This is a genomic window from Pseudobacteroides cellulosolvens ATCC 35603 = DSM 2933, from assembly GCF_001262605.1.
GTDB lineage: Bacteria > Bacillota > Clostridia > Acetivibrionales > DSM-2933 > Pseudobacteroides > Pseudobacteroides cellulosolvens.
Window position 1 is genome coordinate 5,037,186 of record NZ_LGTC01000001.1, and the last position, 21,824, is coordinate 5,059,009.

Here is a 21,824-nt window from a genome sequence, read left to right on the forward strand (position 1 = left end):
ATATTTTTGGATTTTGTTCAGCCAAGAGATGAGAGCCAATCAATAAGTTCTTCATCATGCTCCCATTTTGACGGCTTTGGTAACCCCAATTGTTCAGATGCCTTTTCTAAAGCGGACCGTTTTGCTTCGTTGTCTGCTCTTGCGTAAATTTCGGTGGTCGAAAGGTTGGCGTGGCCCAAATAATCCTTGATATAAATAGGATTCACGTTTGCCTGAACCAGATGCATTGCCTTGGTATGCCGAAAGATGTGAGGAGATATTTTAGGAGACTCTCCTGTAGCTCCAAGCTTTGCCTCATCCGCATATTTCTGCACAATATAGGTGATGCCGGAGCGTGTTAATTTTTGTCGGCGAGAATTCCAAAACAACGGCATATCAAAATGGATCTTGGGATCAATACGATTCTCTGCAAAATAATCCTTGAGCAGTGCCATGGTCTGTTTCATAATCGCCACAGTACGCTCCTTGTCGCCTTTACCATGAAGCGTTACGGTTGCTGGAAACTCCAAACGCACATCTCGGACACGGACATCGGCAAGCTCGCTGACCCGCGCACCGGTATCGTACAAGACAGTCAACAGTGTCAGATGCCTTCTCCCGCGCCTGGTAGAAGCATCCGGTGATAATAAAATACTCTTAAGGTCGGTCTCAGTCAAGTACCGTGCGGGCTTGTCAGGCGTTTCCATGCTTGTGATCTTAAGAATCCGTTGACAGTGTTCCATATATCCCGGTTCTTCCGTCATAACATAATCAAAAAAGGCATGGATCGCATAAAGACGCTGGTTATAGGTTGCTGGTGAGGCGTTTCGGGCGGTAGAAAGCCAGAGAAGGAAATCCTCGATACACTTTTTATCAAGCTGCTTTACGGTCAGTTTAGAAATGTTCAAGCATTTCTCGTCTCTGCAAAACATCAGCAGCAGTTTGAAGGTGTCCCGGTATGACCGGATGGTGTTGCCACTTAAGTTGCGTTGCACCGGCAAAAAATGTGTCAAATAGCGTGTCAGAAGGGCTGGGAAATCATTTTGCTTCATGTTGCACCTCCATAGATGGAATCAAGTTTCCGAATTTTTCTTCCAAGCGTGTTACAATATCTGGGTACATTTCTGCTGTAAGCTGAAGGTACTTTTGAGTGCCATTAATTCCTGAATGTCCCATATATCTTGATAAGACAGGAAGTGCCGCTGTCAAGTCAACATCGGATAGAACCCAATTGTTCAGGCAGTGTACTGCAAAAGTATGCCGCAAATCGTGTGGCCGCGGTCCGTGTCCATGCCCGCCGTGCGGGATGCCTGCTCTTCGGAGAATTTCACGAAAAAAAGCGTTGACCATATTGCCGCTGTACCTGTCTCCGGTTTTAGGGCTTCGGAAAAGCCAGTCGTTTTCATGTCGTGGCTTTACCTTGGATAAATACAGCTTCAATGCGTCGGCTACCGCATTGGAAAAGGGCACAAATCTGTTCTTATGAAATTTGGTATCCAGCACTGTAAAAGCATTTTCGTTCAAATCGACATCACACATTCGGAGATTAAGCAGCTCAGCGGTTCGAAGTCCACAATTAATCAGAATGCGAAACATGATAGGAATCTGATAAATCCTATCCAGATTTTGTATTATGAACGGTATGGAATCCGCAGCAGCCAACAGACGTGCTATTTCATCATCAGTGAAAATCCGTGCCTTAAAGTCCTTTTTCTCTTTAGGGAGAACTTTTACAGGGATAACATAAGCGCGAATACCCTTGCGAATTGCAAAGTTGAGGAAGCAGTTGACCGCTGAAACATAACGGCGAACAGTGTTAACGCTTTGGTTTGGCTGTCGGTGAATGTGTTCAAGCACATAATCCTTGGTGAATTCAGTGTTACCGTCAGCGGGCTCCTTAAAATCCCGAAGGAATCGCTTAATGGAGCATTCGCCGGATTTGTAGATAAAGCCTAACGCGTGCCTTTCGGCCATGAATGCTTCTAAAAGTTCCTGCGCAGTATACCTCATGTTCATTCAGCCAGCACCCCTCTTCCATATGATAGCGAACACTTTTTTAATGAGGCCAAATCGACCTTGATATATCCAACTGTCGTTGCTGGATTGTAATGCCCAAGAACATTAGAAATAGTCATGAGGGGCGTTCCCTCACGCAAAAGAGAGCTTGCCAGTGTGTGGCGAAGGGAGTGAGTTACCTTTCGATTTTGTACTTTCAGGCCAGCGTAACGCATATATCGCTTGATGTTTTCTGCAAGCGCCGAACTGGAAGTGATAGCTCCATACGGATGAATGTGTTTTACAAAAACATTATCACAATCCGTATCGATCCTGCCGTTCTTTAGGTAATCAATAATGGCATCCCCAATCTCCGGCAATATGGGTAGAGCGTTGCTCTTGCCAGTTTTCTGCTGAACGAAGGTAATGAGCTTAGCCTTCCAGTCAAGATTCATAAACTTCAATGCGCATATGTCACCAACCCTCATCCCAAGGATAACCGCCAGCAAAATCATCGCATAATCGCGTTTCCCAATATTACTTGTACGATCAATGGCTTTTAAAAGCTGTCGGACTTCTTTAGGCGTCCACGTCTTTGGGATGCTCTCCTCGGTATAAATTCTTGGCTTCGGGATGAGCGGTGACAAATCATCCTCCAGCGTGCCAACCTCTTGAAGATAACGCAGGAAGCAGCTAAGCACACTTGTAAAGATGTGAAGCGTTGGTCTGCTATAGCCGGCAAGCGTAACGATAAACTCAGAAATATCCTTCGGAGATATGTCAGACAAGTGGATGCCTTTGGCTTGAAGAAATTCAAAGAATCTCCGCAATTTTGTTCTTTTGACACGCAGTGTCCCCTCGGAAGCCTTGTTCTTGGAACAGTAGGATAGATAGGCATTCAGAACTGCTTGATATTCTCTTGGCATTTGATAGTCGTGGTGGCTGTTCCGTCTTGCATACCCGAATTCATAGATATCATCCAAGAATCGAAGAGAGCAACGTGTGTTTAACTGTGCTCTCGTTAGCTTATGGTCCAGCTCTCTAATATCTAAACCATACATGTCACGGAAGTATGCCTGACCGATTCCATCACGATAATGCATAATTTTATTGCTCTCGCAATACCTGGCAAACACCCTCATTTCTTTGTCATGAATGCCAATACGTGATCTTTTGTATTGCAGCCTGACAATTTCAGACTGTGCTGCATTGATCAACTCAGTAATTGTTGTAGAGTTATTGTTATCCATAATTTCCCTCCAATCTACTTACTCAGATTATTGGCAGATTATGTGCAGTCTAATCCGTTCATCTGCGGATAAATTCAAACATTCTGGGGAGGTCTGTTCATAAGTGCTTACAACTCATAATGTCCCTTATGAACTTCAATACATAAGGGACATTTTCCCACACGATGAATCTTGGATACATTCCATTGGTTTTACACCTCATTTCCTTGATGATTCTGATGGCTTCATGGAAAAGCACCGACTGCTTTCCGTCAAGCCCGGCTCTTTTCCCAGCTACCGACATATCGGTACAGGGTGAGCCGAAGGTTATAATGTCCACTGGCTCTATCTCCGCACCGTTTATTTTTCGTATATCACCATAGTGTTTGACAAACGGAAGTCTCTTTGTTGTCACCCTTATAGGAAATGGCTCAATTTCACTTGCCCATATGGGGACGATACCGTTTAGCAGTGCCCCTAGAGGAAAGCCTCCGCTTCCATCAAACAAACTACCCAGTGTCAGCTTATCACTCATATCCTCACCACCCACTTACTGTTTAATTGTCTGTTTTTCTTTTTCAACTTCATCCCATGAAAGCTTACTTCCATTCCTTAGTAGGAAAACATCATCGGTTCTCTCAGCTTGGTTGATAAATCTTTTTACAATTACATCGCAGTATTTCTCATCAAGCTCCATGGTGTTGCAGATACGCCCCAACTGCTCACTGGCAATCAGAGTTGAACCGCTACCTCCAAAGGGGTCCAGCACGATACAGTTTGAAAGGCTGCTGTTTTTTATAGGGTAAGCTACCAAGTTAACAGGCTTCATTGTCGGATGCTCCACATTCTTTGACGGTCTGTCAAAGTTCCAGATAGTGGTCTGCTTCCTGTCTGAATACCACTTATGGCTACCTGTCGGCTTCCAACCATACAACACAGGCTCATGCTGCCACTGGTAGTCGCTCCTACCGAGTACCATGGACTGCTTAACCCATATACATACATTGGCAAGGTGGAATCCAGCATCCTTGAAAGCCTTCCTGAAGTTCAAACCTTCGGTGTCCGCATGGAACACATAAATGCCTCCGCCGTTATCCAATACTTCAAATACATTTTTAAAAGCCGAAAGCAGAAATTCATAGAATTTTCCGTCCTCCAGCCTGTCGTTCTTTATTTTCAGAGCATCCTTGGTAGCCCCGGTGTAGTCTACATTGTACGGAGGATCGGTAACACAGGTATTAGCCTTTTTACCGTCCATCAGTGTAAGCACATCCTGTAAAATGGTGCTGTCTCCGCACATCAGCCTGTGCTTCCCGAGAAGCCAAATGTCTCCATTTCTTGTAACAGGGTTTGATATTTCCTCCGCAGCCTTATCCGCGTCAAAATCGTCCTCCTTGACTTCTTTGTCACCGCCTTTTCCGAACAGCTCGTCAATATCGGCGGCATCAAAGCCGGTAAGTGAAACATCAAACATTTCTTTGTCCAGAGAATCAATCAATTCTTTCAAAAGGGGTATGTCCCATTCGCCGGAAATCTTGTTGAGGGCAATGTTTAGCGCCTTCTCCTTTGTCTTGTCAAGCTCCACCACCACACAGTCAATTTCCTTGTATCCCAAGTCCTTGAGAACCTTCCAGCGCTGGTGGCCCCCTACAATTGTAAGGTCGCTGTTGACGATCACAGGGTCCAAATATCCGAACTCCTTTATACTGCGCTTTATCTGTTCATACTCCCTGTCTCCCGGTTTAAGGTCTTTTCTCGGATTGTATTCTGCAGGCTTTATTTTCAATGTTTCAATTTTCCGTATTTCCATATCACAAGTCACTTCCTTCGAATTTAAATATATAGCTCTATCAAATCTCTGTAGGCTTTTTCATTTTCTGGCCGTTTCAAAAAATCCTCAAAGCTGATTGCCTGAAACCAGCTGTGGTTATTCGCCCATCTTGCGATGGGAATATACACCCTTTCCCGTTTGTACCGCATGACATAGGCATTTTGCTTAAGCTCCCTCAATACCCTGAGCCGGTGCAAATCCTCTTGTATGGTTGTGTTATAGCCTACAAGGACATAAAAGGTGCTTCTTTTGATACCGTTTCCTATAAGAGTGGCTGTCTTTTCTCTGATTACCGGCTCAAGTCCTGGATAATCAAATGCAAAATGATACTCTTCATGTTTGATTGAGGCAAGCTCTCTCGTCATTTCCTTTGTTATGAGCCGAATATCCAGACCCTGGTTGTAGTCAACCTTGAGATTTTCCTTGCGTATCTGCCCGCATATTTTGTAAAACTGCTCGGGCAGTGCGGTGAGGTTGTTGTCTAAAATAATGATTTTCTTTGACACACCGTCCCAAAAATCGTAGATATCTCCCACCGCCCGAATTGCACCTTCCTTTTTCGGCACCACACAAAAACCACAATTCCGTATACAGCCCCGTGTGGTAAAACCAATATTCAGCTTTGGTTTCATCTCCTCAACCTCAGGAGGCAGCCTGCTTGTAATATCAAATCCCGTGCCGCCGCATACGGCATCCGTGGGAACTTGGGTTTTGTCGGTAAAGCTGAAAATGCTGCTGCAGTAAATTTTGTCATAACAGTCCCTGCTTTCCGGCATATAGTCCTCCACGCTGTCTCCGCTGCATTGATGGAACAGCCTCAGCTTTTCTATTGCAATATTGATGTACTGCGGCTCCATATTAATCAAGCCCACCCTCAAAGCATCCACCTCCCCCGGCGCAAAATAAAAAGAACCCACCAAATAAAAGTGAGTCCCCTTCATATGTCCGCAGGTCTTTTTGAGGACACAGTGGGAAAAGGAGTAAACCAGCACCCGCCCGGAGCGGTTGGCGGTGTGTTTGCACTGTGTCCCCAAAGAGACCTGCGGCGGTCTCCTATTTTAATTCTGAATACGGAATTTTATCATTGCCTCGAAGCAGAAATACTTCATCCTCCCCGCCGGTAAACTGTACCCAGCGCTTAACCGCAAGGTCGACATATAACGATTCCTTCTCCATGGCATGGCAGACCCTGTCGGTCTGCTCACAGGCAATAATTACCGTACCGTTACCTGAGAACGGCTCAAGCACTATTCCGCCCCTGTCACTGTGAAGCTTGATGCACCGCCATGGCAGCTCCACCGGAAATGTTGCAGGCTGACCCTCCCTCTTTTGCACAACAGCAATCTGCCATATCTTCTTAAAGCCCCAGGCTTTACGCTCATCCTTGGTCAGCCTTTTAACAAACCTGTATGCATGCCCGGCAAAGCCATAAACCCCGGCATACTCATCAACCGCACACTCCACTGTTTCGCCGTTCATGGTAAAGGCAATGATATCCTCGCTCTGCGGCTGCGGCTTATTGCTCACAGTATGGTAGGAAGGCATGCCTGACGATATACCCTGCTTCTGCCAGATACGCTTCCATATGGGACGAAACCCGTTTTCCCTAAACAGCTGTATGCTGTAGTCACTGGTCGGCTCTATGAACTGGCTTCCCGTCACCATTAAATCGTCAATGCTTATAACTGCGATATCCGAATGCCTACATATGTTGCCTATGGCTGGCCGCATTGCTTCAAACCAAGCATCAATACCTTTTTCCTCATAATCCTTTATACATCCCACTGGTGGAGAAGCCACACAAAGCTGTGCATGCTTTCCATCCATCAGCCTTATAACATCCTCCTGGCTGCCGCTGTATCCACACATCAATCTGTGCCTTCCAAGCATCCAAATATCACCCGGCTTTGTTTTAGCACCCTTTGCCTCTATTTCCGATTTGGCTTTCCCAGTGTCAAAGTCATCCTCCACTGCATGATCTGCAGAAGCACCGTTCAGCAAATCAAATATTTCCTCCTCCGAGAAGCCTGTCAGGGACACATCAAATCCCGTTTCTTCAAAGCCTGTAAACAGTTCAGCCAACAGCCCTTCATCCCAAAAGGTCTCATCCTGCAGGCGGTTGTCTGCAATCAGATATGCTGTAGCCCGTTCACCCTCCAGGTCTAAAAACAGCGCAGGAACCTCGGTGATTCCCATCCGCTGTGCAGCCTTTACCCTGGCATGACCTGCAAGAATGTATCCGTCCTTACTGACAAGGACGGGATTTGTCCAGCCGAACTGTGCAATTGACACCTCAAGCTTTTTTAGTGCCGAGTCGGGATGCACCCTTGGATTTTTGGGATGCTCTTTCAGTTCGGATATTTTTATTGTTTTTAATTCCATATCTCCAGCTCCTTTACAGCATATAGTTTTCATAGGGTACTCCCATATAGTCAAGCACCTGTCGAAGTCCAAGACCGCCGTCCTCCCAGTCCCGCATACAATAGCGCCATAGCTTTGGATGAGTTTTCTGCAATTTTTGAAAGCGGTTGGGCTGTTCCTCAAGGTGGACACCGAACATGCAAAAAACACATCCAGTCCTTAAATAGCCTCCGAATTCGGGTTTATATATTTTGCAGTACGGCACATCAAATATATTGATGTATTTCCATATGTCATCTTCCATCCAGAATGAAAGCGGCTTTGATGAAATTTTATTTCCGTCAAACACATTACATCCGGTTTGAAGCCAGGAGGTCTGCCTGAGCATACTCTCACATGCCATGGTCCCAATATAGGGAAATGTACCGCTTTCCTTGTAGAAGCTGTCCATAGGCATTTTTTTAGTTATCTTGCAGCATTGGCAGCTTATCTTAAATGGTGCCGACAGCAGGTACTTCCACTGCTCGGATATCTTGTACTTTGTGGGACTCCCATCCTCATTAAGCCCTGTTAATGCCTGCCGTATCTTTTTGCCTGTTGCCCCATTCCGTACCCTTTCAATAAGGTCGGCCTGTTCCTTGCTCACAACAGGGTAGCCATATTTCTCTATTACCTGCCGAAAGCTCATGTCAGGACGAACCCATGTTACATTTTCAATTGTCTTTACAAATTCTTTTATTTCTATAAATTCAAGCCCGGTATCCGAGAACACTGCACCCACCTCTGGATATATACTCCGCACCAGATGGAGGAGCACGGTGCTGTCTTTCCCGCCGCTGAAGCTTACCGTAACCTTGCCGTTGAAGTGTTCATAAAACTCCCGGATGCGGAGCCTACTCTTTTCTATCTTCACTTCCAAAGGCAGGCTCTGCATCTGCCGAAGTTCCCACAGTTCATGCCTGTTACCCATTGCATCGGCCTGCCTTTCAATATTTTTTTGGTTATGCCTTTTTCCTTGAGAGCAGGGCTTCCATTACACTGTCATTCGGTGTATAGCCGTCATATTGCTTAAGCTTGCTTTCCCTTACAACCGCATAAATTTTTGTCCACACCTCGTTGGTAAGCTTAAGGTACTGATGCGCCATCTGTACATATGGAGAGGTTGTTGCCTGGCCCGTTACAGGGTTTTTCACAAGAAAGCCGTGCTTGGTGTTCATTTGCTCCAAAGCCATCCATCTTGCCTTGAGGAATGCGTACTCTTCAAGATTGTACGGCAGTATCCCCTTGGTGCAGCCTATCTGCTTAAGCCACTCCAGCACCTTTGAATAAATCGCCTTTGCATCATCCGGCAGATAATCAGGCGGTGTTTCCGGCAGTTCCGGCAGCTCCGCCCCCTGACCGAAATCAAGTATATGTATAGGACGCTTGCCGCGATTCCCCTCCAGTATTTTTTCCGTAGCTGCCTTTTTAGGTCTCCCGGCACCGGGTCTGCTTCCTCCGCTCCCCATTTCTCTTCATCCTCTCTATGAAATCAAAAATAAATCAAATATTTTTGATTGTTTTGATTTTATTTTCAAAACTCCAATGTGTTTATGTCCTGCCAAATTACTCAAAACCTCTGCTATGCATCGCCCGAAGGTTTCATTTTGATTTTTCCTTTTTGATTTTTGATTTTGCGAATTTATTTGTTTGAGGGGCCGCCCGCCTTACAGGCTCAAAAGTTGTAGCTTTTTGACCCGGTGGGGGCTTATCAAAATATGCATAAATATTCCATTTATTAGCCAGCTTTTGGAATAGAATTCAATCCTCTTATATTCTTAAGACTCAAGCCTTTATCATAGCAATCCTTTACATACCGGCAGAGTTCCTTTATCTTTCTAATCCGTCTGCTTATATTCGCCTGGGACATTCCAAGCATTGTTTTCATTTGGGTTTGTGTTTTCTTTTGCAGATAAAGGTTGAATATTTTACGGTCTGACTCAGAAAGTATATTTTTTACATGCCTCAGTATTTCTTCAAGCTCCAACCAGTCCATAGCTTCTTCTTCAAGATTAAAATCATCGGCAGTGATATCCCCTCCGGTTAACGGAGTTCCGCTGTCATTGTCATATATAACTGCATCCAACGAATAGCCAGGCTCCATTGCATTTATCACCTTATTCAACTCCGCTGAATCCACCCCCAGCTCCCTGCATGCCTCAGCCTCAGCAACTCCTCTATTCCTTAACGCTTGGTACCTATAATATTTATCCTTGATATTCCTTGATGAATGGATGCCGCTTGCACAGTAGTCCCTTCTATACCGCATGATCTCACCCGCTATCAATGACACCGCATAGGTTGAAAAAGCCGTTCCGTATTCAGGCTTGAACCGTTTTGCCGCGTTGACAAGCCCGATGCATCCCGACTGGAAGTAATCCTCATATTCAGCTGTGTTGTATACATAGCTGAATTGCTTCCTGATAACCATACTAACCAGTCTCTGATTTTCCCTGATAAACTCCTCAAGAAGGCTTTCGTCCTTTTTCAAATCGTTAATTGTAATCATACTACAGCTCCCTTCTCCTCTTTCAAAGCATAAAAAAAAGCACTCGACCTTGTTTAAAGTCAAATGCTTATTTCCTGTTGAACCGCTCCATTGCACCTTTTCGTTCATGGCATGTCTTGCAAAGGCTCTGCATGTTCTCCAAATCCCAAACCTCTCCGCCGTCCTTGATGGGAATAATATGGTCAACAACGGTTGCTGCAGCCAGCCTTTCCTCTTTCATGCAAAGCTCACAAAGTGGGTTTATCATAAGCTTCCTTTCCCGCACCTTCCTCCATGCCCTGCTGCTATAAAACCTTTTACTGAACTCATCTCGATAAAACCTATTATATGTCTGCCATTCCTCCCGTTGATGCTCCTCGCAGAACCTCTCATGGGTAAGCCTTGGACATCCCTGCTTTGCACAGGGCTTCGGTGGTTTCTTAGGCATCCTTACCAACCCCATTAAAAAAGTCCCCTGAAATTTTCAGAAGACTCTTATCAAACAGCTTTTCATATGCTTTATCCAAATAATGTCCAACTTCCTTTTTTTCAGCCTCTTCAATCAAAGCACGGAACTGGTGTATGATTGCAATATACTGATCTCTCTTTTGAACTTCCTCATCGGCAAGCTTCTCCAATGCTTTGTTAAAATCCTCTAGCTCTCGCCGAATAAAGCTTTTCCTGGCAAATATGTAATGGCAGTCTCCTCCGCCTTTACTATAAGCAATATAGTCGGGGTCAACCCAGAAGGTAAAATTGTCAACAGATATTTTCACAGGACATTCCATGATTCTGTTCAGCCTGCGCCTTATCTTCGGTTCATTTATGTCTTTGCCCGCAAGCCCTTTTACAGCCTCACGCGTAATCAGCATCACATCATCATTTCCTATATGCCTCTTCATAAAATCCCCCCAAAAACAAAAACCCCTCGATTGTCAGTCGAAGGGCTGCTCTTTTTTGATTATAAAATTCGATACTAAAATCATATCACATTTAAAAGCTCATGAAAAGGCCGCAAAAAGACCGCAAAAAGTTCACAAAAAGACCACTTTTATTTTCCTCTTTATGTGGCATCGCCCCCGAATATAGCCACTTTCAAGGCATTTACCAGCCTGTTGCGATTCCTCTTGACAGTGCTTTCCCCACAGCCTAATTCCAATGCTATTTCCTCTACCGATAAAGGCTCAAATTCTGCCAGCCTTTGTGAAAGATTTTCTCCTTCCCAGTCAAAATTCTCGGGAGGTATGCCGTATTTTAGCTCTACAATCCGAAAGTACCTGTCGGAACGGAATCGATCAATGCCTCTTTCAATTTCCTTCACTCTTAGCTTTGTCCTTTCCATGCTGGCTCTGCGGCTTCTGTAATACTCCTCAGCCACCTGGTCTTCCGGCGGCTTTGCTCCTCCATTCCCGGAAAAACGAATAATGTCCTTTGATTTTTCCTTTAGACGGATTTCGCCCTCTTGTATATCCCTTTCATCTTCAATCACCTTCTGCTTTAAAACCGAGTATTTGTAAAGCAGGCTCTCGGTTTCCTTGTAGTAATCCCGACTTGCCTTGTTCACTGCAGAGGTCAGCTCAACAAGGACTCTTTTGAAGCTCCGGCTGCATCCTTTTTCTACGATTGTTTCCAGTGCTTTTTTGTCCACAGTGCTTCTCCTCCTTCCTGCTTTCAAATCCTGTAACTTCCCATTTCCTTTCATCCACCCGGTTCAGAAGTACAGTCCTTTTATAATCTAAGTTTAGTTTAAGACTATCGCCAAAAACTCTGCCTGCCTCTTCATGTTTTCGGATGAAATAGGTCAACTCGCACTCAATCTCCATTCTGGGAAGCCTGCCAAAAAGCTTCCTGCATTGCTTTACTGCCTCTTCGGATATTCTTATGCATACCGGGTATTCGCATCTTGGTATCATACAGCCACTCCTCCTTTCATCCTTGCCCTCACTGCATTTATCAAAGCCGTTTGCCCTGTCTCCTTTCGGTTTAAGGCCGCCATCACCTGTTCATCCATTGTTCCTGCCGTTATGATGTGGTTCACTATCACTGTCTCGGTCTGTCCCTGTCGGTGGATTCTCCCGTTGGCCTGCTGATATAATTCAAGACTCCATGTAAGCCCGAACCATATGATGGTGCTGCCGCCTGCCTGAAGGTTCAAACCGTGTCCGGCAGATGCCGGATGTGCAATTGCAATTCCGATCCTTCCATCATTCCAGTCGCTGATATCCTTTGGTGTATCTATATCCCTTGCCTTAAAAGCTTTTAGAATCCTTTCCCTGTCATGCTTATATGCATAATATACAAGCACGGGTTTTCCGTTTGCTGACTCTATCAAGTCCTCCAGCATTTCAAGCTTTCTTCTGTGAATGCTGCGTACCCCACCGTTTTCATCATATACCGCTCCATTTGACATCTGCAGAAGCTTTCCTGCCAGAACCGCCGCATTTACCGCATCAACATCACCGTCTACAAAAGGCAAGAGTGCTTCCCTTTCAAGCTTTCTATACAGTTCTTCCTCCTTCTCGGACATATGAACCGGTACAAAATTGTCTATCCGCTCCGGCATTTTCAAATGGTCACAGGCCTTCATGCTGATACAGATGTCGGATATCTTCCTGTAAATCTCCCTTTCTGCACCATCTTTGGGCTTGTAGCTGAATATTACGTTTTGACTCCGCTTGTCAGGAAGGAAGTACTTTTCACGGTAACCGCCCAGTGTTTTTTCAAGCCGCTCCCCTCTGTCAAGGAGATACACCTGTGACCACAGGTCGATTAATCCGTTGGGTGCCGGAGTTCCTGTAAGCCCCACAATCCTCTTGATATATGGCCGCACCTTCCGAAGCGCCCGGAATCTTTTTGCCGTTGCCGACTTGAAGCTTGAAAGCTCGTCTACCACAACCATATCATAAGGCCAGCTACCCTTGTACAAATCAACCAGCCATTCAACGTTTTCACGGTTGATAATATAGATGTCAGCTTTGGTGTTTACAGCCTTAATCCTCTTTTCTTCGTTTCCTAGAATTTTGGATATCCTAAGCTGCTTCAGATGGTCCCACTTTTGGCACTCCCTTCCCCATGTGTCCTGTGCCACCCGAAGGGGCGCGATTACCAATACTCTTTTCACCTCAAAGCTGTCATACAGAAGTTCGTTTATGGCAGTCAATGTTATTACTGTTTTTCCAAGCCCAAGGTCAAGCAGAAGCGCTGATGCCGGTTTGTCTATAATAAAATCGTGTGCGTATTTCTGGTAATCATGAGGTTCGTAAATCACAGTCCCACCTCCCGAAGGAAGCCTTCAAGGCTGCTTGCAGAATCAATACAGTAAACCTTGAAACCAAGCATCTCAAGCTGTTGCTTCCTCTTTTGCTGCAAAGGCCGCAGTTTCTCTCCATGCCTTTTCAATTCAGAGAAGTATATTCTACCGTTAGGCAGAAGCACCATTCTATCAGGTACCCCTGCCATACCGGGTGATACGAATTTAAGAGCCAGGCCTCCTATTGCTTTTACAGCTGTTCTCAATTTTTTCTCAAGTTCTTTTTCCAGCATGTTTATCACCTCGCATCTGGTAAAAAAACAGTTCATTTTCAGTTGCTGCTTAAATGCAGTATTTTCAGTGCTTTTATTCTTATTGCAACTGTTGAACTCAAAAATCCCTATTATATATATACGTGTATATGTGTGCATGCCCGTGTGCCTTATTCTTATAAATATACATATTTTATTTATATATATATTTGGTTTCGTTGGTTTCACACAACTGCTAAAGCACTACCGTTATTTACTTTCACGGTTTAATGCTTTTTGCTTCCGGTTGCGCCCGTTCAAACACCTTCTGCCTGCCATAGGGTCCACAGGTAACAATCCTTCCTTTGTATTCCCAGCCCTTCAGCTTCCTCATAATACCGAATATTTCATAGGAGTCTGTACGCTTTAAGGTTCCGGGAACATTCCCAAAGGCCTCGCACCATATTTCAAGGACACTTGCTGTCTTTCTTTCCGTTTTTCCCTTTGGCAGTACGGAGTCCTTCTCGTCATATTCACGGATATACTCCTTGCGCCTGTACATATCCCAATTCTGCCAGTTTTCAGGCAAAAGCTTGTCAAGGTACGCTTCGATCACACCCTCACGTTCATCTGTTTCCATAGCCTCACGCTGCATCTCTTCCGCATACCTTTCAGCTTCTCCCTTTAGGCACAAAAGTTCATTGGCTCTATACCTCACCATGACCTCGGCCCATACCTGCCTTACTTCCTCCAGCGTTATATCCCTGGGGTCCTTCTTTCCCATTTGAACCTTAACAGGCCAAAACCTCCTGTTTCCGGTGATATCCCGCAGGAATCCCCTGTCACTGTTGGTAGTACCGACAAATATACACTGTCTTGGGTGCGGTACCGCCCTTTTTCCGAAGGTGGCACGGTACACATCCTCCTGCCTTGTGATAAAGGCCTTCAGCGTTTCAATGTCGGTCTTTTTCATTCCCGCCATCTCGCTTACCTCAAGTATCCAGTATCCTTGGAGTTTCTCCGCAGCGGTCTTGTCATGGGTGTCCGAAAGCTGCAGGGAGTCGCAGAACCATGGACTGCCCAGCTTTCTAAAGAGCGTACTTTTCCCGATGCCCTGCTTGCCGTTCAAAACAAGCATATAGTCAAACTTTATCCCCGGTTCAAACACCCTTGCTACCGCTGCACAAAGGGTTTTTCTTGTAACCTCCCTGACATATTCGTTATCCTCTGCATCGAAATACTCTATGAGAAGGGTGTCCGCCCTCGGTACCCCATCCCATTCCGGCAGACCGTTTAAGAAATCCTTTATCGGATGGTACGAGCGATCATCACTAACCTTGGTAACCGCAATGTTATACTTGCCTTTTGAAAACAATCCGTAGGTTCTGTCAATGTAGCTTATTAGCTGGGCGTCATCAGCGTCCCTCCACCAGCGCTCTGGATGTTTCCAAGGAACCTCTCCCGTGATTTCCATGCCGTCAATATGCTGGTTGAACACGATGTTTTTCAGCATAGGATCGTGGCTTAGTATGAGGATGAGGTTGGTGAGAGAATCCACTACCGTTCCCTTTTTGTTAAGCTCCAATGCATCCTGCCAGTTCTCTTCGTCAAACTCATCCTTCGCTTCTTTGGTCCTTTCCTCCGCAAGCAGCTTTTTTACCTCGGCATCCTTTGAAGCAAACTCCTGCATGGCGATAAAAGAAGGCAGCTTGCCTATAGGAGTATCCTCCGAAGCTTTCTCGTCAAGCTCTCCAAACCGATGTATCCTTACCAGGTCGAATGAATTGCAAAGCTTTCCGCATGCAGGGTCGGAGGCATGGTGCGAGTATGCGAACTTCCCGTCATAGACCAGCACCCCGGCAGTACTGTCTGCTGGGATATAGCTGTACCTTCCGGGGAAATACCCACAAGGCTCATACACATCTTCAAGGAATTTTTCTATAACATCTTCAATACTGTAAGTACGGCAGAAGGCTCCGACAATACCCGGCTTCTCCAATGGGTCCGCTTGTTTATCAAGAGTGCTTTTTATAAGCTTCCTCTGGCGATCAGACACAGGCCATTGGGAGCTGTCCCGCCAGTCTTTATACATGGCCAGTATTTTGTCAGGGTCAAGAACTCCTGCATCGCTTTTTTCAAACACGAACTCCCCGTCACTTGATGTGGAAGGCCAGTACATCAGCCTTGAAGGCTCATAGGTGGTATCATCAAACATCTCAAGTCCGATATCCTTTGCCACCATTCTTGCCACCGCCGGATACTCTTCCTCAGACACAGCCCTCTTCAAAAGCACCACTAGCCTGAGTCGGGGCTTTTCTTCAGTATGCTTATGTGTACTGTAGATGCAGCAGGTGAATTTATCCTTAACGCAAGACCAGAAGTCGGAACTTGCGTAATCCGCATCAAGGGTTAAAATTGAACGCGACTCCACATGCCCCTTCTTGCGTCGGCCGTCTTTCAAGGCTCCTCCTACAAAACCACCGATGTCCTTTACGGCATCCTGCTGTGCTTTGGGCATATTCCGGTATTCCTGAACCGTTTCTCCAGTGCGGTAGGTGCTACTCAATCTATAAGTCAGCTCATCCCACGAAAGATCCCTGTTTCTCCAGAATTTCTCCATCCTGCTGTTTGCCACTGCTATTTTTATCTTCATACCATTAAAACCTCCCTGTCATTTATGCTCCGTTTCTTCTGCCAGACTGCAAGCCCGCCTCTTCTGGCCCGTGCCTCTCTGTTTTCCTGCAAAACTCCGCTTACCTCATGCGCCCTTCCAGTATCAATCTGCTTCAGTCTTAGGGTCACCGCTGAATGCACTCCTGACTTGGAAACTCCGAATTTTGCCGCAGCCTGTCTCACAGTAGCCCTATTTATAATCATATACTCTGCCAATAAAATCAAATCGTCATCTGACAGTACCATTCATACCACCTCCGAGTTAACCCTTGCCCACAGGTCCTTTGGCATATTGATGATCTGCCAGCCGATTCCCTCAAGCTCGGAAGCCCGGTCATAGCTTTCAACCTCCTGGCTTTGACGGGTTACTGCATTAGCAAATCCGTAAAGGCTCAAATCTCCGCCTTCTATGAGGTGCTGAAGTATCCCTTTTTCCTCGTTGGCAGTAATGCCAAATTCCCGGCTTGCAAGCTCCACCACCTGTGGAACATGCCCCGTTATTTTCACTTCCGTTGTTTCCTTCAGCCTGTCTACAACCACCTTGAATTTTACTTCATCCACTGCTGTCCTTACCAAGTCCTGCACCTTCAGCATGAAGACCTTGTCATCGGCTTTAAGGGTTTCATCGCTGAAAAGGGAATAATCCTCGTTGGCTTGGTTCATCCGTCCCGCATGATACCGTCTCTGTCCAAGGTCATTTACTGTCATGCCATTAAGGCAGACCAGACGATATACCAGCGGCTGTACTGAAACAGCACCCAAGCCGACCTCCGAATTGCTGATGACAATGCCGGCCTGTACAATATCACCCTTTTTAACCTCAGCCTCAAGCCTTGGGTTTACCACCTTCAGATACATACGGTTTTCGGTAAGCTCGCAGGATTCCACTCTTGCATCGGGCATCTCTCGGATTATGGGAAGTACCGCCTGTGCAATATCATAATTGTCTATTCTTCTGTATCTGTCACTTAGAAAAGCCCTGGCATGACCATCAAGGGTACGCACCATCCTTCTTGATGGTTGCTCTCTGAACCAGCTGTTGGTGTTATGGATGAGCAGCTCCGGGTTTTCCTCCAACATACGGTCATAATATTTTGCTGGTATTTCTAACGTCTCTCCGATCTGCCTATGGGCGAGACGGGTGATAGAAAACCCGTCATCAAATACTCCTGTCACAGGGTCCTCAAACCTGAGCCTTATCCTGTTGGTATCCTCCTCCACATCCATCAGAAGCTTTGGTGTATCCACTAAAAAGTCACGCTTTACGATGTTCTGCCAATTAAGCTCACGAGCTAGTTCATTTATGGTTTTTCCTGTTTTCATCGACTCATCACTCCTTACTCTTTTTTATAGAACATGGTTTCAAATCCGTCCGCCCTTAGCGGAAGCCCTAATGCCCAAGGTATCTCCTGTCCCATAATGCCACACAGCTCTTCAAGGGAGCCCTGACCTTTCCGCATCTCGGTGATTATTTCATCATGTACATGACCTACAATTTTATAGCCCTTTGCATCCACCCTCAGCATTGCCTCCGCAAGGCAGTCTCGGGCTGCTCCTTGCACTATATTTTCGACCAGGCGGCCTCCGTATGTCTTCTGCCTCCACCACTGCTTGTTAATCCCCAATCCTTCATATGTGAGTCCGTCCTTGTCAAAACGCAGGTCTTTTTCTATTTTGGGACGTATATATGCAAGCCTTCTTCCTGACGGAAGGGTTATAAAAAGTATGCCGTTCTCAACCTTAAACCTTAAAATACCTACCCTTTGAGGCTCTCTTTCCCGTACTGCGAGAACAGCAGCCTTTTCAACGTCATACCAGAACCTGACGATTCTTTGATTGGCGCTTCTCCAGGCCCGAACAATGTCATCCAGTTCAGTATCGCTTAAGCCCATCTTATCTGCACCCATCGCCTTTAAAGCATTAACTCCTCCTTGGTAACCGCATGCCAGAACCGCCACTTTGCCCTTTGCCCTCAGCTCATACTCGGGATTGCCCTTTGCAATTTTTTCAACCGGCACTCCGAACATACGGGAGGCTGTCTGTTCATATATCTTGCCGTGGCCTTTGAAGGTATCCAGCACCCATGCTTCGTTCGCAAGCCAGGCAAGCACCCTCGCTTCTATGGCAGAAAAGTCGGCTACGATGAACCTGCACCCTTGTTCTGGAATAAGAACTGTCCGTATAAGCTCCGACAGCACAATGGGGACGCTTTCATACAATAGCTCCAGTTCTTTAAACCTTCCTTGCTTAACAAGCATCCGTGCAATCTCCAAATCCTTCATATGGTTTTGGGGTAAATTTTGAATTTGAAAAATTCTACCGGCCCATCTGCCGGTTCTATTTGCCCCGTAGAATTGGAACAGCCCTCTTACTCTGCTGTCAGGACACACCGACCGCTGAACGGCTGCATACTTTGCAATGGATGACTTCGCCATTTCCTGTCTTAATGTGAGTAGCCTTTCAATTTCGCCATCTGCATCGGTGAGAAGATTCTGCACCGCCTGCTTTGACAGGCTCTCCACCTCCAGCCCCTGCTCCTTCAGCCATTCCTTCAGCTGTGCCACACTATTTGGATTATCAAGCTTTGTAAGTGTCTTTGCTTCAACCTCAAGCCTTGATGAATACTGTGTGTCACATTTTACCGCTTGATTTACAAGAGCCATATCCACAAGCACTCCTGTGTCATTTATTTTTTGGTCCAGAAGCCAAAGCTTCAGTTCCTTTTCAGGAATAGGGTAGCGTTCGATTTTTCTTCTGACCTCACGCTCTACCTCTACATCCCGGACACAATAATCCTTGAACTTCTGCCATTTCTCAGGTGCGTGGTGCGGAAGGTTTCTTGTTCTTCCTCCGTTTGACTTGGTTGATTTGCAGGGAATTGAAAAATATCGAATAAGGTCCTTACCCGCTCTGTCCTTTTGTACCTTAAGCTTTAATGCTGTGCCTACTCCATCAAGGTGAAGGGGCAGCCCAAGCATTGCCGCCTGGATCGCCGTACATCTCCACGAATCTGCTTTCAAATGTTTATTTAAATGCTTTGACAGGCATATCCGTTCAAACCCTGCATTGAAGGCTGTCTTTATAACCTCGGGGCTTTCAATAGCATTTACTATCGCATCCGGCAGCCGTTCTCCGCATGCAAGGTCTATGAGTTCTACCGGATCATCGTCCCAGGCATAGCCGAACAGTAATATCTGAAAGTCGGGGGCTGCGGTATATGTATATACACCGCAGCTTGTCAAATCAACACTGCTGAAGGTCTCAATGTCGATTGCCAGCGTTCTCATGACAATAAATCATCTTCATCGTCATATGGCAGATCGTCAAAATCATCTTCTGCCCTGCCTCTTCCGCTGAGCGGTTCACCGTCTGCCAGCTTCTGCAGATGGTTCAAGCCGCAGGCGATACCCTTGTTGCCGTTTGTATTAAACGGGTAGAAGGTGACGCTCGCCCTTCCGTAACAACCGCTGTACACCTCGGTCTGGTCGAGGATTTCTTCCTTCTGCCTGTTGATGATACCGGGAGCTGTTGTTGAATTCGCATTGATAAAATATGCGTTTTCATAGTTCTCATCGTCCGCCCTGTCGGTATCTCCGTCACGCAGCGGCAGCTTGAGGTTCCCTGACAGGAATTTCTGTCCGAACTTTTCAGCCCCGGCTTTCTTCGCTTCCTCAACCGCTTCATTAATCTTCCTGATGGTATCCTTGTCGGACTTGGGTATGATCAAGCTGACCGAGTATTTTTCTTCTCCGCCGTTGATGCTCTTTGGCTTCCATACATTTGCATATGAAAACCTTACCTTGCCGGTAGTAACTTTTTGTTTATTATCCATATCACTCATCCTCCATAATTTTTATTAATCAAAATCAGCTGCCGCACGGTTCCATTCCTGGCGCTTATCCGTCTCAGAAACAAGTGCAGGCTTCCCTGCGGGCTTTTCAATATAATCCTTCAATAGCTCTTCAAACCGCTTCTTCCCGGTCAGCTTTTCCATGTCTCCTATCCCCAGCAGCTTTTTGTTGAATATCTGCTTCTCGGTGTAGCCATTCACCAACAGTACTTCCGCCGCCTTTTCCTCATCGCTGTACCTTCTGTTGGACCGTCCAGCCACAACCTTGAAGCCGGGCCACTTCTTCCTTCCTGCGATTGCCTCTGCCTGTGCGTATTCCCATAGGTCCGACACCCATGCCTGCAGCTGCTCCGCCTTGGCGAGAATTTCACCCATTTCCTCATCCGACAAAAGTTCAGGGTCTGCAAAATCATACTTTGCAAGCTCAAGGTTAGCCTTGGCTCTTGCCCTGCAGACAGCCTTGGCTCTGCAGAACCGGCAGTGCTCTCCAGGCTTAAACTCCCCTTCACCCCTTGACGCCATTTCAGCTTTGGGTTTAAGTTCATTTTCCGCCCAGGACATAAGCTCATCTACAGTCATTTCGTAGGTGGAAACATTGTCAAGCCTTGGCTGGAATATAGTCATGCGCACTCTTTCGATCTCGTATATCTCCTCAAACAATCCGTATGCACCCAGGGCATACAGCTGCATCTGCGGATTGTGTTCTGCGGATACCGGCACACCGCGTCCATACTTAAGGTCGCATATATCCATAATTCCATCAGCCACAATCACCAGGTCTGCAGTTCCAAAGCCCTCCGGTACAAACCTGCTGAAATCAACCCTCTGCTCAATCAGGATAACGGCATCCTTTGTCCTTGCTCTGGCTTCAGCTATACACTCACAAGCAAAGGTAACATACTGGTCGGTATAGTCCTCAAGCTCCTGTGAATCATACTGGCTTACTGGCTTTTTGCCTGACTTGATTTTCAGAAGCCTTTTGAGCTTGTATTCCGATAAAGCGTGTGCTGCAGAGCCTTCATCCGCATATACACTGTTAGCTTCAGGGAAGGAGGCCTCAAGTTCAACACAAGGAGTACATTCCATCCAACGGTGGGAGGCTGATGCGCTTAGTTTAGCATGCTCTCCCATTTACACCGCCTCCGCATCCTTCATGAATGCCGGGTAGTCCTCCTCCTTCACTCCTGAAAGGTTGCTGGCTCCGTACTTGGTAAAAAGGTCTTTTAAAACCTTGTCCTGGAGTTTTTTCTCAATGAGCACCGCCCTTATCATTTCCTTGGTGACTTTAGGCTCGTCTTCTGGTTTTTCTATCTTTTCTGTTTTTTCATCCTTTACTGCTTTACCGCTGTCCTGTTTACTCTTTTTCTCTGCCTTTTCGGCAGGCGCAGTCATAACCGCAGTCTGCATCCTGTCCACTGAAAAGCCTTTGACTGCCTCAAACAGCTTTTCTCCTTCCTCCTGTGTCAGTTCAAGCCATATCCTCATGGATTTCTCCTCCTCTTTCCTTGAAATACCTGATTTTTATTCCGCTCTTCTCTGCAGCTTCAAGCTCAGCCTTCATACCCTCGCTGATCCTGTCTCCGAACACCCACAGCTCATCGCAGCGCTTTAAGAGCTCCGTCCCAAGGTGCATCGCTGTTTCCCTTTCTTCCGGGATGTCATCATCCAGGAACTGAGGGTATATCAGGTGCGGAGCAATGGGTACCACTCCCTCTCTACAGGCAAACCTGCAGTAGCCTCTGGCCTTGGCGGCATTGGATTCGGTATCTCCCCGGTACGGACTGCAAATATATATAAGCTTCAAATTAATCCTTCCTTCCGATTATTTAGTAACCTTTTCAGAAAACTTCATGGTATAATGTTGGTGGAAAAGTATTT

Annotated in this window: 23 protein-coding genes and 1 pseudogene; all 24 read right to left on the minus strand. The window is 46.1% G+C overall.

Annotated features, from left to right (window positions below; genetic code table 11):
• Positions 1 to 17 precede the first annotated feature (17 nt).
• Positions 18 to 1,031, minus strand: a complete 1,014-nt coding sequence (locus Bccel_RS20820) for a site-specific integrase (protein ID WP_036937256.1) — start codon at positions 1,029 to 1,031, stop codon at positions 18 to 20.
• Positions 1,018 to 1,995 carry a tyrosine-type recombinase/integrase gene (locus Bccel_RS20825; protein WP_050753692.1) on the minus strand — a complete coding sequence of 326 codons (978 nt, stop codon included), beginning with the start codon at positions 1,993 to 1,995 and terminating at the stop codon, positions 1,018 to 1,020. Before Bccel_RS20825 ends, Bccel_RS20820 begins: the two co-directional genes overlap by 14 nt.
• Positions 1,992 to 3,224, minus strand: coding sequence for a site-specific integrase (locus tag Bccel_RS20830; protein ID WP_050753693.1), 1,233 nt, complete (start codon positions 3,222 to 3,224; stop codon positions 1,992 to 1,994). Before Bccel_RS20830 ends, Bccel_RS20825 begins: the two co-directional genes overlap by 4 nt.
• A 145-nt stretch (positions 3,225 to 3,369) precedes the next feature.
• Positions 3,370 to 3,738: pseudogene (locus Bccel_RS20835) on the minus strand (DNA cytosine methyltransferase); the annotation flags it as partial.
• A 15-nt stretch (positions 3,739 to 3,753) separates the two neighbouring features.
• Entirely contained in the window at positions 3,754 to 5,013 is a 1,260-nt protein-coding gene (locus Bccel_RS20840) for a site-specific DNA-methyltransferase (protein ID WP_010244640.1), read from the minus strand.
• Positions 5,014 to 5,036: 23 nt separating this feature from the next.
• Complete coding sequence (locus Bccel_RS20845; RefSeq protein ID WP_050753695.1) at positions 5,037 to 5,912, minus strand: radical SAM protein; 876 nt, start codon at positions 5,910 to 5,912, stop codon at positions 5,037 to 5,039.
• Positions 5,913 to 6,087: 175 nt separating this feature from the next.
• Entirely contained in the window at positions 6,088 to 7,449 is a 1,362-nt protein-coding gene (locus Bccel_RS20850) for a site-specific DNA-methyltransferase (RefSeq protein ID WP_010244643.1), read from the minus strand.
• Positions 7,430 to 8,365 carry a phosphoadenosine phosphosulfate reductase family protein gene (locus Bccel_RS20855; RefSeq protein ID WP_010244645.1) on the minus strand — a complete coding sequence of 312 codons (936 nt, stop codon included), beginning with the start codon at positions 8,363 to 8,365 and terminating at the stop codon, positions 7,430 to 7,432. Before Bccel_RS20855 ends, Bccel_RS20850 begins: the two co-directional genes overlap by 20 nt.
• A gap of 31 nt (positions 8,366 to 8,396) precedes the next feature.
• Positions 8,397 to 8,903 (minus strand): hypothetical protein, encoded by a 507-nt coding sequence (locus Bccel_RS20860; protein ID WP_010244647.1) that lies wholly within the window; start codon positions 8,901 to 8,903, stop codon positions 8,397 to 8,399.
• A gap of 269 nt (positions 8,904 to 9,172) precedes the next feature.
• Positions 9,173 to 9,943 carry a sigma-70 family RNA polymerase sigma factor gene (locus Bccel_RS20865; protein WP_010244648.1) on the minus strand — a complete coding sequence of 257 codons (771 nt, stop codon included), beginning with the start codon at positions 9,941 to 9,943 and terminating at the stop codon, positions 9,173 to 9,175.
• A 67-nt stretch (positions 9,944 to 10,010) separates the two neighbouring features.
• A complete protein-coding gene (locus tag Bccel_RS20870) occupies positions 10,011 to 10,385 on the minus strand; it encodes an HNH endonuclease (protein WP_085946246.1) in 375 nt (124 codons plus the stop codon).
• Positions 10,363 to 10,824 carry a hypothetical protein gene (locus Bccel_RS20875; protein ID WP_010244652.1) on the minus strand — a complete coding sequence of 154 codons (462 nt, stop codon included), beginning with the start codon at positions 10,822 to 10,824 and terminating at the stop codon, positions 10,363 to 10,365. Before Bccel_RS20875 ends, Bccel_RS20870 begins: the two co-directional genes overlap by 23 nt.
• Before the next feature lie 161 nt (positions 10,825 to 10,985).
• Positions 10,986 to 11,486, minus strand: a complete 501-nt coding sequence (locus Bccel_RS20880; RefSeq protein WP_010244654.1) for a helix-turn-helix domain-containing protein — start codon at positions 11,484 to 11,486, stop codon at positions 10,986 to 10,988.
• 13 nt (positions 11,487 to 11,499) lie between these two features.
• Positions 11,500 to 11,835, minus strand: a complete 336-nt coding sequence (locus tag Bccel_RS20885; RefSeq protein ID WP_010244656.1) for a hypothetical protein — start codon at positions 11,833 to 11,835, stop codon at positions 11,500 to 11,502.
• Entirely contained in the window at positions 11,832 to 13,190 is a 1,359-nt protein-coding gene (locus Bccel_RS20890; RefSeq protein WP_010244658.1) for a DEAD/DEAH box helicase, read from the minus strand. The genes Bccel_RS20885 and Bccel_RS20890 overlap by 4 nt, the downstream gene beginning before the upstream one ends.
• A complete protein-coding gene (locus Bccel_RS20895) occupies positions 13,187 to 13,501 on the minus strand; it encodes a VRR-NUC domain-containing protein (RefSeq protein WP_409372119.1) in 315 nt (104 codons plus the stop codon). Before Bccel_RS20895 ends, Bccel_RS20890 begins: the two co-directional genes overlap by 4 nt.
• Before the next feature lie 202 nt (positions 13,502 to 13,703).
• A complete protein-coding gene (locus tag Bccel_RS20900; RefSeq protein ID WP_010244662.1) occupies positions 13,704 to 16,076 on the minus strand; it encodes a virulence-associated E family protein in 2,373 nt (790 codons plus the stop codon).
• Entirely contained in the window at positions 16,073 to 16,342 is a 270-nt protein-coding gene (locus Bccel_RS20905) for a sporulation transcriptional regulator SpoIIID (RefSeq protein WP_010244665.1), read from the minus strand. Before Bccel_RS20905 ends, Bccel_RS20900 begins: the two co-directional genes overlap by 4 nt.
• Positions 16,343 to 17,419: a DUF932 domain-containing protein gene (locus Bccel_RS20910; protein ID WP_010244670.1), complete on the minus strand. Its 1,077-nt coding sequence runs from the start codon at positions 17,417 to 17,419 to the stop codon at positions 16,343 to 16,345.
• A gap of 14 nt (positions 17,420 to 17,433) precedes the next feature.
• Positions 17,434 to 19,383 carry a DNA polymerase gene (locus Bccel_RS20915; protein WP_010244674.1) on the minus strand — a complete coding sequence of 650 codons (1,950 nt, stop codon included), beginning with the start codon at positions 19,381 to 19,383 and terminating at the stop codon, positions 17,434 to 17,436.
• Positions 19,380 to 19,937, minus strand: a complete 558-nt coding sequence (locus Bccel_RS20920) for a DUF2815 family protein (RefSeq protein WP_333783856.1) — start codon at positions 19,935 to 19,937, stop codon at positions 19,380 to 19,382. Before Bccel_RS20920 ends, Bccel_RS20915 begins: the two co-directional genes overlap by 4 nt.
• 15 nt (positions 19,938 to 19,952) lie before the next feature.
• Positions 19,953 to 21,077, minus strand: a complete 1,125-nt coding sequence (locus Bccel_RS20925) for a DUF2800 domain-containing protein (protein WP_010244678.1) — start codon at positions 21,075 to 21,077, stop codon at positions 19,953 to 19,955.
• Complete coding sequence (locus Bccel_RS20930; RefSeq protein ID WP_010244682.1) at positions 21,078 to 21,431, minus strand: hypothetical protein; 354 nt, start codon at positions 21,429 to 21,431, stop codon at positions 21,078 to 21,080.
• Positions 21,415 to 21,750 carry a DUF7768 domain-containing protein gene (locus tag Bccel_RS20935; protein WP_010244684.1) on the minus strand — a complete coding sequence of 112 codons (336 nt, stop codon included), beginning with the start codon at positions 21,748 to 21,750 and terminating at the stop codon, positions 21,415 to 21,417. The genes Bccel_RS20930 and Bccel_RS20935 overlap by 17 nt, the downstream gene beginning before the upstream one ends.
• Positions 21,751 to 21,824: the final 74 nt, after the last annotated feature.

Bases quoted from the DNA above. Each gene is read 5' to 3' on its own strand.
- Bccel_RS20820 (WP_036937256.1), bottom strand. From the start codon at position 1,031: ATGAAGCAAAATGATTTCCCAGCCCTTCTGACACGCTATTTGACACAT.
- Bccel_RS20825 (WP_050753692.1), bottom strand. From the start codon at position 1,995: ATGAACATGAGGTATACTGCGCAGGAACTTTTAGAAGCATTCATGGCC.
- Bccel_RS20830 (WP_050753693.1), bottom strand. From the start codon at position 3,224: ATGGATAACAATAACTCTACAACAATTACTGAGTTGATCAATGCAGCA.
- Bccel_RS20840 (WP_010244640.1), bottom strand. From the start codon at position 5,013: ATGGAAATACGGAAAATTGAAACATTGAAAATAAAGCCTGCAGAATAC.
- Bccel_RS20850 (WP_010244643.1), bottom strand. From the start codon at position 7,449: ATGAAAACTATATGCTGTAAAGGAGCTGGAGATATGGAATTAAAAACA.
- Bccel_RS20855 (WP_010244645.1), bottom strand. From the start codon at position 8,365: ATGGGTAACAGGCATGAACTGTGGGAACTTCGGCAGATGCAGAGCCTG.
- Bccel_RS20860 (WP_010244647.1), bottom strand. From the start codon at position 8,903: ATGGGGAGCGGAGGAAGCAGACCCGGTGCCGGGAGACCTAAAAAGGCA.
- Bccel_RS20865 (WP_010244648.1), bottom strand. From the start codon at position 9,943: ATGATTACAATTAACGATTTGAAAAAGGACGAAAGCCTTCTTGAGGAG.
- Bccel_RS20870 (WP_085946246.1), bottom strand. From the start codon at position 10,385: ATGGGGTTGGTAAGGATGCCTAAGAAACCACCGAAGCCCTGTGCAAAG.
- Bccel_RS20875 (WP_010244652.1), bottom strand. From the start codon at position 10,824: ATGAAGAGGCATATAGGAAATGATGATGTGATGCTGATTACGCGTGAG.
- Bccel_RS20885 (WP_010244656.1), bottom strand. From the start codon at position 11,835: ATGATACCAAGATGCGAATACCCGGTATGCATAAGAATATCCGAAGAG.
- Bccel_RS20895 (WP_409372119.1), bottom strand. From the start codon at position 13,501: ATGAACTGTTTTTTTACCAGATGCGAGGTGATAAACATGCTGGAAAAA.
- Bccel_RS20900 (WP_010244662.1), bottom strand. From the start codon at position 16,076: ATGAAGATAAAAATAGCAGTGGCAAACAGCAGGATGGAGAAATTCTGG.
- Bccel_RS20905 (WP_010244665.1), bottom strand. From the start codon at position 16,342: ATGGTACTGTCAGATGACGATTTGATTTTATTGGCAGAGTATATGATT.
- Bccel_RS20910 (WP_010244670.1), bottom strand. From the start codon at position 17,419: ATGAAAACAGGAAAAACCATAAATGAACTAGCTCGTGAGCTTAATTGG.
- Bccel_RS20915 (WP_010244674.1), bottom strand. From the start codon at position 19,383: ATGAGAACGCTGGCAATCGACATTGAGACCTTCAGCAGTGTTGATTTG.
- Bccel_RS20920 (WP_333783856.1), bottom strand. From the start codon at position 19,937: ATGAGTGATATGGATAATAAACAAAAAGTTACTACCGGCAAGGTAAGG.
- Bccel_RS20925 (WP_010244678.1), bottom strand. From the start codon at position 21,077: ATGGGAGAGCATGCTAAACTAAGCGCATCAGCCTCCCACCGTTGGATG.
- Bccel_RS20930 (WP_010244682.1), bottom strand. From the start codon at position 21,431: ATGAGGATATGGCTTGAACTGACACAGGAGGAAGGAGAAAAGCTGTTT.